Source organism: Pseudomonas sp. FEN (assembly GCF_904067045.1).
Taxonomy (GTDB): Bacteria; Pseudomonadota; Gammaproteobacteria; order Pseudomonadales; family Pseudomonadaceae; genus Aquipseudomonas.
In genome coordinates this window covers 1-17,940 of the sequence record NZ_CAJFDC010000020.1, presented here as the reverse complement: position 1 = coordinate 17,940, position 17,940 = coordinate 1, and the positions used below count along the sequence as shown (strand labels likewise).

Annotated in this window: 7 protein-coding genes and 14 pseudogenes; 10 read left to right on the top strand and 11 right to left on the bottom strand. The window is 62.2% G+C overall.

Translation table 11 applies throughout. The annotated features are described in order from the left end of the window. The 5 genes and pseudogenes from PFEN_RS20345 to PFEN_RS20325 all read right to left on the bottom strand — a co-directional run. A pseudogene (locus PFEN_RS20345) lies at positions 1–299 on the bottom strand (ATP-binding cassette domain-containing protein); the annotation flags it as partial. After that, on the bottom strand, positions 296–1,282 hold the full coding sequence (locus tag PFEN_RS20340) for an ABC transporter ATP-binding protein (RefSeq protein WP_191488001.1): 987 nt from the start codon (positions 1,280–1,282) through the stop codon (positions 296–298). The gene PFEN_RS20340 and the pseudogene PFEN_RS20345, both read right to left, overlap by 4 nt. Then, a pseudogene (locus PFEN_RS20335) lies at positions 1,279–2,135 on the bottom strand (ABC transporter permease). The gene PFEN_RS20340 and the pseudogene PFEN_RS20335 overlap by 4 nt, the downstream one beginning before the upstream one ends. Beyond that, positions 2,132–3,079 carry an ABC transporter permease gene (locus PFEN_RS20330; protein WP_191488003.1) on the bottom strand — a complete coding sequence of 316 codons (948 nt, stop codon included), beginning with the start codon at positions 3,077–3,079 and terminating at the stop codon, positions 2,132–2,134. The pseudogene PFEN_RS20335 and the gene PFEN_RS20330 overlap by 4 nt, the downstream one beginning before the upstream one ends. Continuing rightward, positions 3,076–3,969, bottom strand: a complete 894-nt coding sequence (locus PFEN_RS20325; RefSeq protein WP_191488004.1) for a proline iminopeptidase-family hydrolase — start codon at positions 3,967–3,969, stop codon at positions 3,076–3,078. The genes PFEN_RS20330 and PFEN_RS20325 overlap by 4 nt, the downstream gene beginning before the upstream one ends. A gap of 175 nt (positions 3,970–4,144) precedes the next feature. Between PFEN_RS20325 and PFEN_RS20320 the strand changes: the two are divergent. The 5 genes and pseudogenes from PFEN_RS20320 (at position 4,145) to PFEN_RS20300 (ending at position 9,167) form a co-directional block, all read left to right on the top strand. Next, a pseudogene (locus tag PFEN_RS20320) lies at positions 4,145–4,909 on the top strand (LuxR family transcriptional regulator). Positions 4,910–4,999: 90 nt separating this feature from the next. Further along, positions 5,000–5,898: pseudogene (locus tag PFEN_RS20315) on the top strand (proline iminopeptidase-family hydrolase). A gap of 210 nt (positions 5,899–6,108) precedes the next feature. After that, positions 6,109–7,176 (top strand): phosphotransferase family protein, encoded by a 1,068-nt coding sequence (locus PFEN_RS20310; RefSeq protein WP_191488007.1) that lies wholly within the window; start codon positions 6,109–6,111, stop codon positions 7,174–7,176. A 26-nt stretch (positions 7,177–7,202) separates the two neighbouring features. After that, positions 7,203–7,967: pseudogene (locus tag PFEN_RS20305) on the top strand (SDR family oxidoreductase). Between the two features lie 89 nt (positions 7,968–8,056). Then, positions 8,057–9,167, top strand: a pseudogene (locus PFEN_RS20300) (Gfo/Idh/MocA family protein). 116 nt (positions 9,168–9,283) lie between these two features. Here the strand turns inward: PFEN_RS20300 and PFEN_RS20295 are convergent. Next, a pseudogene (locus tag PFEN_RS20295) lies at positions 9,284–9,790 on the bottom strand (glycine betaine ABC transporter substrate-binding protein); the annotation flags it as partial. Positions 9,791–9,954: 164 nt separating this feature from the next. Between PFEN_RS20295 and PFEN_RS20290 the strand changes: the two are divergent. Further along, positions 9,955–10,152, top strand: coding sequence for a hypothetical protein (locus tag PFEN_RS20290; RefSeq protein WP_191488546.1), 198 nt, complete (start codon positions 9,955–9,957; stop codon positions 10,150–10,152). A 260-nt stretch (positions 10,153–10,412) separates the two neighbouring features. Here the strand turns inward: PFEN_RS20290 and PFEN_RS20285 are convergent. From PFEN_RS20285 to PFEN_RS20265, 5 genes and pseudogenes are all read right to left on the bottom strand, one after another. Then, positions 10,413–10,955 (bottom strand): annotated as a pseudogene (locus PFEN_RS20285) (Gfo/Idh/MocA family protein); the annotation flags it as partial. A gap of 89 nt (positions 10,956–11,044) precedes the next feature. After that, positions 11,045–11,812 carry an SDR family oxidoreductase gene (locus tag PFEN_RS20280; RefSeq protein ID WP_191488008.1) on the bottom strand — a complete coding sequence of 256 codons (768 nt, stop codon included), beginning with the start codon at positions 11,810–11,812 and terminating at the stop codon, positions 11,045–11,047. A gap of 26 nt (positions 11,813–11,838) precedes the next feature. After that, positions 11,839–12,906 carry a phosphotransferase family protein gene (locus PFEN_RS20275; RefSeq protein ID WP_191488007.1) on the bottom strand — a complete coding sequence of 356 codons (1,068 nt, stop codon included), beginning with the start codon at positions 12,904–12,906 and terminating at the stop codon, positions 11,839–11,841. A gap of 210 nt (positions 12,907–13,116) precedes the next feature. Further along, a pseudogene (locus PFEN_RS20270) lies at positions 13,117–14,015 on the bottom strand (proline iminopeptidase-family hydrolase). 90 nt (positions 14,016–14,105) lie between these two features. Beyond that, positions 14,106–14,869 (bottom strand): annotated as a pseudogene (locus tag PFEN_RS20265) (LuxR family transcriptional regulator). A 175-nt stretch (positions 14,870–15,044) separates the two neighbouring features. Here PFEN_RS20265 and PFEN_RS20260 point away from each other — a divergent pair. The 4 pseudogenes from PFEN_RS20260 to PFEN_RS20245 all read left to right on the top strand — a co-directional run. Next, positions 15,045–15,929, top strand: a pseudogene (locus PFEN_RS20260) (proline iminopeptidase-family hydrolase); the annotation flags it as partial. A gap of 4 nt (positions 15,930–15,933) precedes the next feature. Then, positions 15,934–16,880 (top strand): annotated as a pseudogene (locus PFEN_RS20255) (ABC transporter permease). Continuing rightward, positions 16,877–17,730, top strand: a pseudogene (locus PFEN_RS20250) (ABC transporter permease). Before PFEN_RS20255 ends, PFEN_RS20250 begins: the two co-directional pseudogenes overlap by 4 nt. Next, positions 17,727–17,940, top strand: a pseudogene (locus PFEN_RS20245) (methionine ABC transporter ATP-binding protein); the annotation flags it as partial. The pseudogenes PFEN_RS20250 and PFEN_RS20245, both read left to right, overlap by 4 nt.

Genomic DNA, 17,940 nt, shown 5'->3' with positions numbered 1-17,940 from the left:
ATCCTGGAAGATCATCGCGGTTTCGCGGCGCAGGCATTCAAGGCGGACGCCCGCGCCTTGAGTGACATCCACGCCGTCGAACAGCACCTGGCCGGCGGCGATATCATTGAGCCGCAGGATGGCCCGGCCAAAGCTGCTTTTACCGCTGCCCGACTCCCCGACCAGTCCCAGGGTTTCCCCCGCGGCCAGGCTCAGGGAGACGCCGTTGACCGCCTTGACCCATTGTCGGTTCATGCCAGCAAACCGCTGCCCTGGGCGGCAAAACGCACCTGCAGGTCCTTGACTTCAAGCAGGCTCATGGCTGACCTCCGAGCGCCAACGGGTAGTGACAGGCCACGCGCTGTCCGTGCTCGACAGCCTGCAAGTCAGGCATGACCTCACGGCAACCCGGCCCCAGGTACTCGCAGCGCGGATTGAAACGACAGCCCGTCGGCAAGGCACTGAGCAACGGCGGCTGTCCGCCGATGGTGCGCAACGGTTCCAGGCCCGCGCCGCCGGCCGGCTGACACGCCACCAGCCCGGCGCTGTACGGATGACGTGGCCGGGCCAGGAGATCGCGCTTGCGCCCGTGCTCGCACAAGCGGCCGGCATACATCACGGCGATCGAGTCGCAGGTCTGGGCAACGACCCCCAGGTCATGGGTGATCAGGATCAGTGACAGCCCGCGCCGATCCCGCAGCTCCAGCAGCAGGCGCAGGATCTGTGCCTGCACCGTCACGTCGAGAGCGGTGGTCGGTTCGTCGGCGATCAGTACCCTGGGCTCACAGCCGAGGGCCACGGCGATCATCGCCCGTTGGCGCATGCCGCCGGAAAATTCGTGGGCAAAGTGGTCGACGCGCTGCTGCGGATCGGGAATCCCCACCTGCCGCAGGACTTCGATGGCCTGGGCTCGCGCTTCACGACGCGTGCACTGCTGATGCTGGCGAATACCTTCGCCGATCTGCTCGCCGATACGCATCAACGGATCGAGGTGGCTGCTGGGGTTCTGGAACACCATGCCAATCTGTCGCCCACGCATCGCGCGCATGTCGGCTTCACCCAGCGCCAGCAGGTTTTGCCCGGCCAGATGCACGGCCGTGCCCTCGATGCTGAGCGCGTTGGACGGCAACAGCCGCATCAATGCCCGACAGGCCAGGGTCTTGCCCGAACCGCTTTCGCCGACCAGCCCGAGGATTTCGCCTTGCGCCAGATCGAAGGACAAGCGATCCACCAGCGTCAGCGGGGTCGGGCCATTATGGGCCAGCACACTCAGCTCCCGGACTTGCAGTACCGGCGAACTCATGTGCGCTCCCCCATGGCTTCGGCGACGCCATCGGCCAACAGGCTGAAGCCCATGGCCAAGGTCACGATGGCGATGCCCGGGAAGGTGCAGATCCACCAGGCACTGGTAATCAGGCTTTGCCCTTCGGCCACCATGGTGCCCCACTCCGCCGTCGGCGGCTGTACGCCCAGCCCCAGGTAACTCACCGCCGCGCCGTTGAGCAGCACCAACACCGCATCGGACATGGAAAACACCACCGAGCCGAACAACGCGTTGGGCAGCAGGTGCCGGAACAGAATGCGTCCATGGCCAAAACCGAGGCTCTTCGCCGCCAGGGCGAAATCGCTTTCCTTGAGCACCAGGATCTGCGCGCGAATCAGCCGCGCATAGGACACCCAGCCGACCAGGGCCATGGCGATATAGAAGCTGCTCAGGCCGGGACCGAGAATCGCCATGATCGCCAGCATCAGCACCAGGAACGGAAAGGCCAGCACGATGTCGATCAAGCGCATGCAGACCGTGTCGAAGCGCCCGCCGATATAACCGGACAAGGCGCCGACCACGGTGCCGATCAGGAACGGGAAAATCACCCCAGCACCGACAGTTGCAGATCGACCCGGGCGCCCCAGATCACCCGCGACAGCACGTCCCGGCCAAAATGATCGGTACCGAACGGATGGGCCGCGCTGGGCGCCAGCAAGCGTACATCGATATTTTGCAGAATCGGATCGTAGGGCGCGATCCACGGCGCGAACAGCGCCAGCAACAGCCAGCCGCCGAGAATCGCCAGCCCGAGAGACATCGCCAGCCGACCGTTTTGCAGCCGCAGGCTCAAGACATTGCCCCGTGCCACCATTACTTGGGCACGGCTCATCGGACATTCACCCGTGGATCGATCGCCACCGTGGCCACATCGGCGAGGAAATTCACCGCCACCGTCGCCAGCGCCAGCACCATCGCCACGCCCTGCACCACCATGTAATCGCGACCGAAGATGCCGCGTACCAGCAACTGGCCGATTCCCGGAATTGCAAACAGACTTTCGATCACCACCGTGCTGCTGATCAACCAGCCGATATTCACTGCCAGCAGATTGACCGTGGGCACCAGGGAATTGGGCAGCACATGCCGACGCAGGATCGCCGTCTCCGACAAGCCCCGCGCCCGGGCGGCGGTGACGTGATCGGCCTGCAACTCCACCAGCATGCTCGCCCGCAGGTTGCGGATCAGCACCGAGGACAGGGCCAGGGCAATGGTCAGGCACGGCAGCGCCAGGTGATGCAGCTTGTCCAGCCAGGTGTGGCCGTAGCCGGTGACCGGAAACCAGCCCAACTGCACACTGAACACCAGGATCAGCATGATTCCCAGCCAGAATGCCGGCACCCCCAGGCCACTGGTGGTGAAGACCCGCACCAGGTTATCGACCCAGCCGCCCTTGTGGCGGGCGGCCAGGGTCGCCAGGGGGATCGCGATCAGCAGCGCCAGCAGGACGCTGCCCAGGACCAGGCTCAGCGTCGGCTCGATGCGGGTGGCGATCAGTTTCAGCGTATCGACCCGGTACTGGATCGATTGTCCGAGATCGCCCCGCAGCAGGTTTTTCAGGAAATAGAAATACTGCATCGGCAATGGCTGGTCGAGACCGAACTGCGCACGGACATTGGCCAGGGCCTGCGGCGTGCTCCGCGAGCCCAGCAGCGCCCGTGCCGGATCGCCGGGAATCGAGCGGATCAGGATGAACGTCACCAGGCTGATACCGAACAACACCGGCAGCAATTGCAGCGGCCTGCTCAGGATAAACCGGTAGCGCCGCAGATTCATGCCGCCCCCCGATGGCGCCGCAGGAAGTCGAGCAGGACCGGGAAGTAAGCCTCGGGCTCTTCGTAGAATGGCATATGGCTGCTGTTGGGAAACACATGCAGCTCGACATCCTTGAGCGCGCGCTTCATCCGATAGGCGCAGGCCGGGGTCAGTCCGTCGTGCTGGCCGGTCGTGATCAGGACCGGCATCTCGAAGGCCGCCATCTGCTCGATGCGGTTCCAGTCCTTGAGGTTGCCGACATAGAGGAACTCGTTGGGGCCCTGCATGGCCTCGTATGGCCCCATGTTCCAGTCGTCCAGCGAACGCTTGAGCGGTGCCGGCCATTCATCGAGACGGCACACATGCCGATAATTGAGCAAGGTGATCGCCGCCTGGTACTGCGGATGGTCGAGGGTGCCCTGGGCTTCATGGCGCTGCATCATCGCCACGGTCTCGCTGCCCAGTGCCGCGCGCAGACGCTCCAGCTCCTGGGTCAGGTGCGGGATATCCCCGACGGTGTTTTCCAGTATCAGGGTCTTGAGCTGCCGCGGATGATGGATCGCATACTCGATGGCCAGCCAGCCGCCCCAGGAGTGGCCGAGCATATGCACGCGCCCCAGTTCCAGCGCCTGGCGTACGTGCTCCACTTCGGCGACGTAGCGGGTGATGTCCCACAGCGCCGGATCGGTCGGTCGGTCGGAAGCGCCGGTACCCAACTGGTCGAATGCCACCACTCGCAGGCCTTTGTCCTTCAGCCAGGCGTGGGCGTCGCGCAGGTAGTCACACGGCAGCCCGGGGCCGCCATTGAGGCACAACAGCACTTCCTCGCCGCCGCCGAAACTGTAGACCGCTATACTGTGCCCGTTGACCTCGAGGGTATAACGTTGATCCGGTTCCAGCTCATACCACATCGCCACTCTCCCTGTTGCAGGCGTTTGTAGCCTGTCGGCTTCACCCTAGCGGGGAATTTTCGCGCCCATAAGCTAGCATTTCTTATAGGTTTGGCCTGGCTCTCCCTCGCCCAGGCGTGGCATTCTACTTGCTTGATTTCAGGATTGAAATTTATTCAGGACAGGAGAAGAAAGGATGCAGGTCAAATTCTCTGAAGTCGATACCCGCAGCTTATCCGTAACAATATGGATGAGATCATGGATAGCGCGCTGATCCTCGCGGGCGCGCTGGGGTTCGATGCCTTGGTGTACGACTACACACCGGTGCCGCTGGACCATGATGGCAGCATGATCACCCCCTCGCTGCTCAAGGTCCGCAACACCCCGTCGGACTGGCATTCGCTCTGGTGCGAACAAGGCTTCTACCAGATAGACCCCGTGCAATACCTGGCCCTGAACACCGTCTCGGCGTTTGTCTGGTCCTATCAACCCAAGGCCGAGACCGCCTTGCAAAAGGTCATCGACCAGCGCCATTCCCCGGTAACCAGCTACCTGCAGGAACGGCAGATGACCTGCGGCGTCAGCGTGCCGATCCACCTGCCCAAGGGTGGATTCGCCTCGTTGACCGGGCTGCGTACCGGCAACGGTAAAACATGTCCTGAAGGATGCAGAGCAAACCCTGACGGATTTCAGCGTCATTTCCCACGCGGTACAGGCCGCCGCCCTACCCGTTGTTCGGCCCGGAAATTCGCGCCTACCCACATATCCGCCTGACCCGGCGTGAACGCGAATGCCTGCGCTGGGCGGCCGAGGGCCTGACCGCAAAGGAAATCGCCGAGCAGTTGCACCGCTCGCTGGCCACCGTGACCTTGCACCTGACCTCCGCCATGCACAAGTTAGGGGCGAAAACCGCGTGCAGGCGGTGCTGCGGGCCACACACTACCGGCTGCTCGATAGCTGAACCGGCAAAAACCTATCAATTCGACTAGTTATGTCGGCGAGCCCATTTCGCTATCGTGCCCTGAATCGTGCACTCAGGGAGTTTGGTGAAATGGAATTCAACAAAATGCGTGAAGGGTTTGCGACTTCGGCCCCTACCAGACCTGGTACCGTGTTACCGGCGACCTGGCCAACGGTCGTACACCGCTGATAATCCTCCACGGCGGGCCGGGCTGTACCCATGATTATGTCGACGCCTTCAAGGACATCGCCGCCAGCGGCCACGCGGTGGTGCACTACGATCAGTTGGGCAATGGCAAGTCCACCCACCTGCCGCACCAGGATCCGTCCTTCTGGACGGTTGAGCTGTTCCTTGCCGAGCTCGACAACCTGCTCGATCACCTCGACATCCGCCAGCACTACGTGCTGCTTGGCCAGTCCTGGGGCGGCATGCTCGCCAGCGAACACGCGGTGCGCCAGCCGGCGGGACTCAAGGCGTTGATCCTCGCCAACTCGCCCTCGTGCATGCGCACCTGGGTCAGCGAAGCCAACCGCCTGCGCGAGCAACTGCCGGCCGGCGTCCAGCAGGCCTTGCTCAAGCACGAGAAGGCCGGGACCTACCAGCATCCGGAATACGTCGCAGCGTCACGGGTGTTCTACGACCGCCATGTCTGCCGCATCAATCCCTGGCCGGAAGAAGTCGCCCGCACCTTCACCCAGGTCGATGCGGACCCGACCGTCTACCACACCATGAGCGGTCCGACGGAATTCCATGTCATCGGTTCATTGAAAGACTGGAGCATCATCGACCGCCTGGATCGGATCAAGGTACCGACCCTGGTGATCTCCGGACGCCACGATGAAGCGACCGAGGCGGTGGTCAAACCCTACGTCGAGAAGATCGCCGGCGCACGCTGGGCGCTGTTCGAAGACTCCAGCCACATGCCCCATGTCGAAGAGCGTCAGGCCTGCATGGGCACAGTCGTGCAATTCCTTGACGAGAGTCTCTGAGCCACACCTCCAGCCCTCTCTCCGACAGAACTGCCCGGTCTGATCCAGACCAGGCTTTTCGACTATTCTGGATTCCTGCTCGCGCATCAGGAACGCTGATCACCCTGCAACACGCCGACCTATAAGACCGCCGCGTGCTTGTGGGCCGACAGGGTGAGCATTAGATTAGCCAATAATCTCTGGCCTCCAGAATAAGCAGAAGGGATAAGCATGGCGCTTACTGACCAGTCCACCCGTATCCGTGCCGGCGAAGAGCTTGATGTCGGCCTGATCGATCCGTACCTCAAGGCACACATTCCAGGCCTGCACGGCCTGCCGGAGATCAGCCAGTTTCCCGGCGGCGCCTCGAACCTGACCTACCTGATCCGTTACCCGGAGCAGGAGTTCGTCCTGCGTCGCCCACCGTTCGGCCACAAGGCCAAGTCCGCCCACGACATGGGCCGCGAGTTCCGTATCCTCAACCAGCTCAAGGACGGTTTCCCCTACTGCCCCAAGGCCTACGTGCACTGCACCGACGAATCGCTGATCGGCTCCGAATTCTATGTAATGCAACGGGTCGAAGGCATTATCCTGCGCTCCGAGCTACCCGCGGAGCTGGGCCTGGATGCCGGGCAAACCGAAACCCTGTGCAAGAGCTTCATCGACCGGCTGGTGGAACTGCACCAGGTCGACTATACCGCCTGCGGCCTGGCCGACCTCGGCAAGCCGGAAGGCTACGTCGTGCGCCAGATCCGTGGCTGGAGCGAGCGCTATGAAAAAGCCCTGACTCCCGATGCGCCAAGCTGGGAAGCGGTGCGAGCCTGGCTCAACGACAAGATGCCCGCCGATCATCCGACCTCGAGCATCGTGCACAACGACTACCGCTTCGACAATGTGATCCTCGACCCTGACAACCCGATGCAGATCATCGGCGTGCTCGACTGGGAGCTGACCACCATCGGCAACCCGTTGATGGACCTGGGCAACACCCTGGCCTACTGGATCGAGGCTGGCGACCCGGCTCCGGTCCAACTGATGCGCCGCCAGCCAAGCCATGCTCCTGGCATGCTGACCCGCCGCCAATTCGTCGACTACTACGCCGAACGCTCGGGGATCGCCATCGACAACTTCGACTTCTACTACACCTACGGCCTGTTCCGCCTGGCCGGCATCGTGCAGCAGATCTACTACCGCTTCTTCCACGGCCAGACCCAGGACAAACGCTTTGCACAGTTCATTCAGATGAACAAGCTGCTGGAGCAGATGAGCCTGCAAGTCATCCACGCATCCCGTCTCTGACCGCGACTAAAACAAGGAAAATAACCATGTCCAAGACCCAGTTGTTCGACCTCGACGGCAAGATCGCCTTTGTTTCCGGTGCCAGCCGTGGCATCGGCGAAGCCATTGCCAAGCTGCTGGCCCAGCAAGGCGCCCATGTGATTGTTTCGAGCCGCAAGCTTGAAGGTTGCCAGCATGTCGCCGATGCCATCATCGCCGAAGGCGGCAAAGCCACCGCCATCGCCTGTCATATCGCGAAATGGAGCAGATCAGCCAGGTCTTCGCCGGCATCCGCGAGCAGTTCGGACGCCTGGATATCCTGGTCACAACGCGGCCACCAACCCGCAGTTCTGCAACGTGCTGGACACCGACCTCGGCGCTTTCCAGAAAACCGTCGACGTGAATATCCGCGGCTACTTCTTCATGTCGGTGGAAGCCGGCAAGCTGATGCGTGAGCACGGGGGGGGCAGCATCATCAACGTTGCCTCGATCAACGGCATCTCCCCGGGTATTTTCCAGGGCATCTACTCGTGACCAAGGCAGCGGTAATCAATATGACCAAGGTCTTCGCCAAGGAATGCGCGCAATTCGGTATTCGTTGCAACGCCCTGCTGCCCGGCCTGACCGACACCAAGTTCGCCTCGGCGCTGGTTGGCAACGAAGCGATTCTCAAGACCGCCCTGCAACAGATTCCCCTCAAGCGGGTCGCCGCGCCAAGCGAAATGGCCGGAGCCGTGCTGTACCTGGCCAGTGAAGCATCGAGCTACACCACCGGGGTGGCACTGAACGTGGACGGCGGCTTTCTGTCCTGATATCGAAATAAAATTTCCATTTGTTGAAATTGGTGAATTTAAATTCTATAAATAGCCCTTCCTGAAAATAACAATCAAAGGATGCGGCGATGGACGAGTTGGGAATAGGCTTGATCGGCACGGGTTTCATGGGCCGTGCCCACGCCCTGGCCTTTCACAATGCCAGTGTGGTGTTCGAACTGCCATTGAAGCTGCGCCTGGTGGCGCTGGCGGATGCCGACACACGGCGCGCCGAGTCCTGCGCCACGGCCTGGGGCTTCGAGCGGGCCTACGGCGATTGGCAACAACTGATTGACGATCCCCGGTTGGGCTGGTGGCGATCACCACGCCCAATCACCTGCATTTTCCCATGGCCATGGCCGCCCTCGCGGCGGGCAAGGCGGTGTATTGCGAAAAACCCCTGGCGGTCGACCTGGACCAGGCGACCCGGATGCGTGACGCGGCCCGACAGGCCGGCGTGATCACCCGAGTGGGCTACAACTACCAACACAATCCGATAATCGACCTGGCCCGGGATCTGATCCACCGCGGCGAACTGGGCGAGATTGTCGGTTTCCAGGGCGAATTCAGCGAAGATTTCATGGCCGACCCCACCTCCCCCGGTCCTGGCGCTGTGAACCGCAGCACGCCGGTGGTGCGCTGGCCGACCTCGGCAGCCATCTGCTGGCCATGGCCCGTTATCTGCTCGGCGATATCAGCGCGGTCTGCGCCGACACCCGCACCACCCACGGCGCCCCGCCAGTGCCGGCAGCCTGGAAACCCGCCCGATTGCCGTCGATGACCAGGTCCACGCCCTGCTGCGCTTTGCCAACGGCGCCCGGGGCGCGATCAGCAGCAGCTGGCTCAAGCACGGCTACAAGAACCACCTGAGCTTCGAAATCAGTGGCACCCGCGGCACCCTGGCCTTCGACCAGGAACGCTTGAACGAACTACGCCTCTGTCGCGCCGGCCAGAGCGGTTTCCAGCGCCTGCTGGCCGGCCCCGATCTGCCCCGTTACGCGGCGTTCAGGCCCGGCCGCCGGCCATCAGTTGGGTTACAACGAACTCAAGACCCTGGAGGTCCAGGCGCTGATCGCCGCGCTGGCCGGTCAAGGCCAGACGGGTACGGACTTCGAAGAGGCCTGGCAGGTGGAACGCCTGGCGACGGCGATTCGGCTGGCAGCCAAGGAGCGGCGCTGGGTCGATGTCAGCGAACTGTAAAATGGCTGGGGCGGGGGCTTGCCGGACCGCCGCGAAGGCGACCTGGCGACCTTGATGTCGCTGAAGCTTCGCGCGGTGCGGCGATCCGACAGGCTCCGCTCCCACATGATGGCGCATTACTTGAGACTGGCGGCGACCTTGCCGGCCACATCCGCGGGCAGCCAAGCCTTCCAGACATCCGGGTGATCCTTGAGAAACGCCTGCGTCACCTGGCGCGGTGGCAGGCGCTCTTCACTCATTTTCGCCAATGCTGGTTCAGCACATCGATCGGCAGGTCGACCTTGGCGAAAAACGCCACCACCTGCGGGTACTGCGCCTTGAACGGTGCGGAGACCCCAAGTCAACTTCGACGCCAGGGAGCGGCTCGGCTTCGGATCGGGATATTGGCGTCGGTCAGGGTTTTCCAGGCTTCAGCGTCAAAGCCGGCTCCTCGAGCTGGACCAGCTTGAACTTGCCCAGCACGGCGTCGGCGACCAGTAATAGAACAGAATCGGCTTGCCGCGTCGGATCGACGAGGTGATCTCCGCATCCAGCGCGGCCCCGGAACCACTGCGAAAATTCACGTAACTGTCGGTCAGGCCATAGGCCTTGAGCTTCTGCTGGTTGACGATTTCGATGTCCAGCGTTGGATGTGAGGCGCCGCGGAGCCCGGCCGGACCTGACGGGGTGCGACCGGCCGTACTGTCTCCGGACCCGACTCCGGGCAACGCCCCGCCTCGGCTGGCATCGGATCTCAACCAGCAGAAGCTCAAGGCCTATGGCCTGACCGACAGTTACGTGATTCGCAGTGGTTCCGGGGCGCGCGGATGCGGAGATCACCTCGTCGATCCGACGCGGCAAGCCGATTCGTTCTTTACTGGTCGCCGACGCGTTGCTGGGCAAGTTCAAGCTGGTCCAGCTCGAGGAGCCGGCCTTGACGCTGAGCCTGGAAACCCTGACGACGCCAATATCCGATCGAGCCGACCGCTCCCTGGCGTCGAAGTGAGCATTGGGTCTCCGCACCGTTCAAGCCAGTACCCGCAGGTGTGGCGTTTTTCGCCAAGGTCGACTGCGATCGAGTGCTGAACCAGGCATTGCGAAAATGAGTGAGAGCGCCTGCACCGCGCCAGGTGACGCAGCGTTCTCAGGATCACCCGGTGTGGCGGTGGCGATGTGGCCGGCAGGTCGCCGAGTTCAAAATGCGCCATCATTGGGACGGAGCCTGTCGGATCGCGCACCGCCGCGAGCTTCAGCGACATCAAGGTCGCCAGGTCGCCTCGGTTCACAGCGCCAGGACCAGGGGAGGTGGGGTCGGCCATGAAATCTTCGCTGAATTCGCCCTGGAAACGACAATCTCGCCCAGTTCGCCGCGGTGGATCAGATCCCGGGCCAGGTCGATTATCGGATTGTGTTGGTAGTTGTAGCCCACTCGGGTGATCACGCCGGCCTGTCGGGCCGCGTCACGCATCCGGGTCGCCTGGTCCAGGTCGACCGCCAGGGGTTTTTCGCAATACACCGCCTTGCCCGCCGCGAGGGCGGCCATGGCCATGGGAAAATGCAGGTGATTGGGCGTGGTGATCGCCACCAGCCCAACCCGGGGATCGTCAATCAGTTGTTGCCAATCGCCGTAGGCCCGCTCGAAGCCCCAGGCCGTGGCGCAGGACTCGGCGCGCGTGTGTCGGCATCCGCCAGCGCCACCAGGCGCAGCTTCAATGGCAGTTCGAACACCACACTGGCATTGTGAAAGGCCAGGGCGTGGGCACGGCCCATGAAACCCGTGCCGATCAAGCCTATTCCCAACTCGTCCATCGCCGCATCCTTTGATTGTTATTTTCAGGAAGGGCTATTTATAGAATTTAAATTCACCAATTTCAACAAATGGAAATTTTATTTCGATATCAGGACAGAAAGCCGCCGTCCACGTTCAGTGCCACCCCGGTGGTGTAGCTCGATGCTTCACTGGCCAGGTACAGCACGGCTCCGGCCATTTCGCTTGGCGCGGCGACCCGCTTGAGGGGAATCTGTTGCAGGGCGGTCTTGAGAATCGCTTCGTTGCCAACCAGCGCCGAGGCGAACTTGGTGTCGGTCAGGCCGGGCAGCAGGGCGTTGCAACGAATACCGAATTGCGCGCATTCCTTGGCGAAGACCTTGGTCATATTGATTACCGCTGCCTTGGTCACCGAGTAGATGCCCTGGAAAATACCCGGGGAGATGCCGTTGATCGAGGCAACGTTGATGATGCTGCCCCCCCCGTGCTCACGCATCAGCTTGCCGGCTTCCACCGACATGAAGAAGTAGCCGCGGATATTCACGTCGACGGTTTTCTGGAAAGCGCCGAGGTCGGTGTCCAGCACGTTGCAGAACTGCGGGTTGGTGGCCGCGTTGTTGACCAGGATATCCAGGCGTCCGAACTGCTCGCGGATGCCGGCGAAGACCTGGCTGATCTGCTCCATTTCGCCGATATGACAGGCGATGGCGGTGGCTTTGCCGCCTTCGGCGATGATGGCATCGGCGACATGCTGGCAACCTTCAAGCTTGCGGCTCGAAACAATCACATGGGCGCCTTGCTGGGCCAGCAGCTTGGCAATGGCTTCGCCGATGCCACGGCTGGCACCGGAAACAAAGGCGATCTTGCCGTCGAGGTCGAACAACTGGGTCTTGGACATGGTTATTTTCCTTGTTTTAGTCGCGGTCAGAGACGGGATGCGTGGATGACTTGCAGGCTCATCTGCTCCAGCAGCTTGTTCATCTGAATGAACTGTGCAAAGCGTTTGTCCTGGGTCTGGCCGTGGAAGAAGCGGTAGTAGATCTGCTGCACGATGCCGGCCAGGCGGAACAGGCCGTAGGTGTAGTAGAAGTCGAAGTTGTCGATGGCGATCCCCGAGCGTTCGGCGTAGTAGTCGACGAATTGGCGGCGGGTCAGCATGCCAGGAGCATGGCTTGGCTGGCGGCGCATCAGTTGGACCGGAGCCGGGTCGCCAGCCTCGATCCAGTAGGCCAGGGTGTTGCCCAGGTCCATCAACGGGTTGCCGATGGTGGTCAGCTCCCAGTCGAGCACGCCGATGATCTGCATCGGGTTGTCAGGGTCGAGGATCACATTGTCGAAGCGGTAGTCGTTGTGCACGATGCTCGAGGTCGGATGATCGGCGGGCATCTTGTCGTTGAGCCAGGCTCGCACCGCTTCCCAGCTTGGCGCATCGGGAGTCAGGGCTTTTTCATAGCGCTCGCTCCAGCCACGGATCTGGCGCACGACGTAGCCTTCCGGCTTGCCGAGGTCGGCCAGGCCGCAGGCGGTATAGTCGACCTGGTGCAGTTCCACCAGCCGGTCGATGAAGCTCTTGCACAGGGTTTCGGTTTGCCCGGCATCCAGGCCCAGCTCCGCGGGTAGCTCGGAGCGCAGGATAATGCCTTCGACCCGTTGCATTACATAGAATTCGGAGCCGATCAGCGATTCGTCGGTGCAGTGCACGTAGGCCTTGGGGCAGTAGGGGAAACCGTCCTTGAGCTGGTTGAGGATACGGAACTCGCGGCCCATGTCGTGGGCGGACTTGGCCTTGTGGCCGAACGGTGGGCGACGCAGGACGAACTCCTGCTCCGGGTAACGGATCAGGTAGGTCAGGTTCGAGGCGCCGCCGGGAAACTGGCTGATCTCCGGCAGGCCGTGCAGGCCTGGAATGTGTGCCTTGAGGTACGGATCGATCAGGCCGACATCAAGCTCTTCGCCGGCACGGATACGGGTGGACTGGTCAGTAAGCGCCATGCTTATCCCTTCTGCTTATTCTGGAGGCCAGAGATTATTGGCTAATCTAATGCTCACCCTGTCGGCCCACAAGCACGCGGCGGTCTTATAGGTCGGCGTGTTGCAGGGTGATCAGCGTTCCTGATGCGCGAGCAGGAATCCAGAATAGTCGAAAAGCCTGGTCTGGATCAGACCGGGCAGTTCTGTCGGAGAGAGGGCTGGAGGTGTGGCTCAGAGACTCTCGTCAAGGAATTGCACGACTGTGCCCATGCAGGCCTGACGCTCTTCGACATGGGGCATGTGGCTGGAGTCTTCGAACAGCGCCCAGCGTGCGCCGGCGATCTTCTCGACGTAGGGTTTGACCACCGCCTCGGTCGCTTCATCGTGCGTCCGGAGATCACCAGGGTCGGTACCTTGATCCGATCCAGGCGGTCGATGATGCTCCAGTCTTTCAATGAACCGATGACATGGAATTCCGTCGGACCGCTCATGGTGTGGTAGACGGTCGGGTCCGCATCGACCTGGGTGAAGGTGCGGGCGACTTCTTCCGGCCAGGGATTGATGCGGCAGACATGGCGGTCGTAGAACACCCGTGACGCTGCGACGTATTCCGGATGCTGGTAGGTCCCGGCCTTCTCGTGCTTGAGCAAGGCCTGCTGGACGCCGGCCGGCAGTTGCTCGCGCAGGCGGTTGGCTTCGCTGACCCAGGTGCGCATGCACGAGGGCGAGTTGGCGAGGATCAACGCCTTGAGTCCCGCCGGCTGGCGCACCGCGTGTTCGCTGGCGAGCATGCCGCCCCAGGACTGGCCAAGCAGCACGTAGTGCTGGCGGATGTCGAGGTGATCGAGCAGGTTGTCGAGCTCGGCAAGGAACAGCTCAACCGTCCAGAAGGACGGATCCTGGTGCGGCAGGTGGGTGGACTTGCCATTGCCCAACTGATCGTAGTGCACCACCGCGTGGCCGCTGGCGGCGATGTCCTTGAAGGCGTCGACATAATCATGGGTACAGCCCGGCCCGCCGTGGAGGATTATCAGCGGTGTACGACCGTTGGCCAGGTCGCCGGTAACACGGTACCAGGTCTGGTAGGGGCCGAAGTTCGCAAACCCTTCACGCATTTTGTTGAATTCCATTTCACCAAACTCCCTGAGTGCACGATTCAGGGCACGATAGCGAAATGGGCTCGCCGACATAACTAGTCGAATTGATAGGTTTTTGCCGGTTCAGCTATCGAGCAGCCGGTAGTGTGTGGCCCGCAGCACCGCCTGCACGCGGTTTTTCGCCCCTAACTTGTGCATGGCGGAGGTCAGGTGCAAGGTCACGGTGGCCAGCGAGCGGTGCAACTGCTCGGCGATTTCCTTTGCGGTCAGGCCCTCGGCCGCCCAGCGCAGGCATTCGCGTTCACGCCGGGTCAGGCGGATATGTGGGTAGGCGCGAATTTCCGGGCCGAACAACGGGTAGGCGGCGGCCTGTACCGCGTGGGAAATGACGCTGAAATCCGTCAGGGTTTGCTCTGCATCCTTCAGGACATGTTTACCGTTGCCGGTACGCAGCCCGGTCAACGAGGCGAATCCACCCTTGGGCAGGTGGATCGGCACGCTGACGCCGCAGGTCATCTGCCGTTCCTGCAGGTAGCTGGTTACCGGGGAATGGCGCTGGTCGATGACCTTTTGCAAGGCGGTCTCGGCCTTGGGTTGATAGGACCAGACAAACGCCGAGACGGTGTTCAGGGCCAGGTATTGCACGGGGTCTATCTGGTAGAAGCCTTGTTCGCACCAGAGCGAATGCCAGTCCGACGGGGTGTTGCGGACCTTGAGCAGCGAGGGGTGATCATGCTGCCATCATGGTCCAGCGGCACCGGTGTGTAGTCGTACACCAAGGCATCGAACCCCAGCGCGCCCGCGAGGATCAGCGCGCTATCCATGATCTCATCCATATTGTTACCGGATAAGCTGCGGGTATCGACTTCAGAGAATTTGACCTGCATCCTTTCTTCTCCTGTCCTGAATAAATTTCAATCCTGAAATCAAGCAAGTAGAATGCCACGCCTGGGCGAGGGAGAGCCAGGCCAAACCTATAAGAAATGCTAGCTTATGGGCGCGAAAATTCCCCGCTAGGGTGAAGCCGACAGGCTACAAACGCCTGCAACAGGGAGAGTGGCGATGTGGTATGAGCTGGAACCGGATCAACGTTATACCCTCGAGGTCAACGGGCACAGTATAGCGGTCTACAGTTTCGGCGGCGGCGAGGAAGTGCTGTTGTGCCTCAATGGCGGCCCCGGGCTGCCGTGTGACTACCTGCGCGACGCCCACGCCTGGCTGAAGGACAAAGGCCTGCGAGTGGTGGCATTCGACCAGTTGGGTACCGGCGCTTCCGACCGACCGACCGATCCGGCGCTGTGGGACATCACCCGCTACGTCGCCGAAGTGGAGCACGTACGCCAGGCGCTGGAACTGGGGCGCGTGCATATGCTCGGCCACTCCTGGGGCGGCTGGCTGGCCATCGAGTATGCGATCCATCATCCGCGGCAGCTCAAGACCCTGATACTGGAAAACACCGTCGGGGATATCCCGCACCTGACCCAGGAGCTGGAGCGTCTGCGCGCGGCACTGGGCAGCGAGACCGTGGCGATGATGCAGCGCCATGAAGCCCAGGGCACCCTCGACCATCCGCAGTACCAGGCGGCGATCACCTTGCTCAATTATCGGCATGTGTGCCGTCTCGATGAATGGCCGGCACCGCTCAAGCGTTCGCTGGACGACTGGAACATGGGGCCATACGAGGCCATGCAGGGCCCCAACGAGTTCCTCTATGTCGGCAACCTCAAGGACTGGAACCGCATCGAGCAGATGGCGGCCTTCGAGATGCCGGTCCTGATCACGACCGGCCAGCACGACGGACTGACCCCGGCCTGCGCCTATCGGATGAAGCGCGCGCTCAAGGATGTCGAGCTGCATGTGTTTCCCAACAGCAGCCATATGCCATTCTACGAAGAGCCCGAGGCTTACTTCCCGGTCCTGCTCGACTTCCTGCGGCGCCATCGGGGGCGGCATGAATCTGCGGCGCTACCGGTTTATCCTGAGCAGGCCGCTGCAATTGCTGCCGGTGTTGTTCGGTATCAGCCTGGTGACGTTCATCCTGATCCGCTCGATTCCCGGCGATCCGGCACGGGCGCTGCTGGGCTCGCGGAGCACGCCGCAGGCCCTGGCCAATGTCCGTGCGCAGTTCGGTCTCGACCAGCCATTGCCGATGCAGTATTTCTATTTCCTGAAAAACTGCTGCGGGGCGATCTCGGACAATCGATCCAGTACCGGGTCGATACGCTGAAACTGATCGCCACCCGCATCGAGCCGACGCTGAGCCTGGTCCTGGGCAGCGTCCTGCTGGCGCTGCTGATCGCGATCCCCCTGGCGACCCTGGCCGCCCGCCACAAGGGCGGCTGGGTCGATAACCTGGTGCGGGTCTTCACCACCAGTGGCCTGGGGGTGCCGGCATTCTGGCTGGGAATCATGCTGATCCTGGTGTTCAGTGTGCAGTTGGGCTGGTTTCCGGTCACCGGCTACGGCCACACCTGGCTGGACAAGCTGCATCACCTGGCGCTGCCGTGCCTGACCATTGCCCTGGCCCTGTCCTCGGTGCTGATCCGCAACCTGCGGGCGAGCATGCTGGTGGAGTTGCAGGCCGATCACGTCACCGCCGCCCGGGCGCGGGGCTTGTCGGAGACGGCGATCCTGCGTCGGCATGTGCTGCCCAATTCCCTGGTGCCCACGGTCAATCTGCTGGCAGTGAATATCGGCTGGTTGATCAGCAGCACGGTGGTGATCGAAAGTCTGTTTGCAATTCCGGGAATCGGCCAGTTGCTGGTACGCGGCATCTTCGGTCGCGATTACATGGTGGTGCAGGGCGTGGCGATGGTGCTGGCGCTGGCGACGGTGGCGGTGAATTTCCTCGCCGATGTGGCCACGGTGGCGATCGATCCACGGGTGAATGTCCGATGAGCCGTGCCCAAGTAATGGTGGCACGGGGCAATGTCTTGAGCCTGCGGCTGCAAAACGGTCGGCTGGCGATGTCTCTCGGGCTGGCGATTCTCGGCGGCTGGCTGTTGCTGGCGCTGTTCGCGCCGTGGATCGCGCCCTACGATCCGATTCTGCAAATATCGATGTACGCTTGCTGGCGCCCAGCGCGGCCCATCCGTTCGGTACCGATCATTTTGGCCGGGACGTGCTGTCGCGGGTGATCTGGGGCGCCCGGGTCGATCTGCAACTGTCGGTGCTGGGGTGATTTTCCCGTTCCTGATCGGCACCGTGGTCGGCGCCTTGTCCGGTTATATCGGCGGGCGCTTCGACACGGTCTGCATGCGCTTGATCGACATCGTGCTGGCCTTTCGTTCCTGGTGCTGATGCTGGCGATCATGGCGATTCTCGGTCCCGGCCTGAGCAGCTTCTATATCGCCATGGCCCTGGTCGGCTGGGTGTCCTATGCGCGGCTGATTCGCGCGCAGATCCTGGTGCTCAAGGAAAGCGATTTCGCCCTGGCGGCGAAGAGCCTCGGTTTTGGCCATGGACGCATTCTGTTCCGGCACCTGCTGCCCAACGCGTTGTTCGGCTCGGTGGTGTTTTCCATGTCCGATGCGGTGTTGGTGCTGCTCAACGGCGCGGCGTGAGTTACCTGGGGCTGGGCGTACAGCCGCCGACGGCGGAGTGGGGCACCATGGTGGCCGAAGGGCAAAGCCTGATTACCAGTGCCTGGTGGATCTGCACCTTCCCGGGCATCGCCATCGTGACCTTGGCCATGGGCTTCAGCCTGTTGGCCGATGGCGTCGCCGAAGCCATGGGGGAGCGCACATGAGTTCGCCGGTACTGCAAGTCCGGGAGCTGAGTGTGCTGGCCCATAATGGCCCGACCCCGCTGACGCTGGTGGATCGCTTGTCCTTCGATCTGGCGCAAGGCGAAATCCTCGGCTGGGGCGAAAGCGGTTCGGGCAAGACCCTGGCCTGTCGGGCATTGATGCGGCTGTTGCCGTCCAACGCGCTCAGCATCGGGCACGGCCGTGCATCTG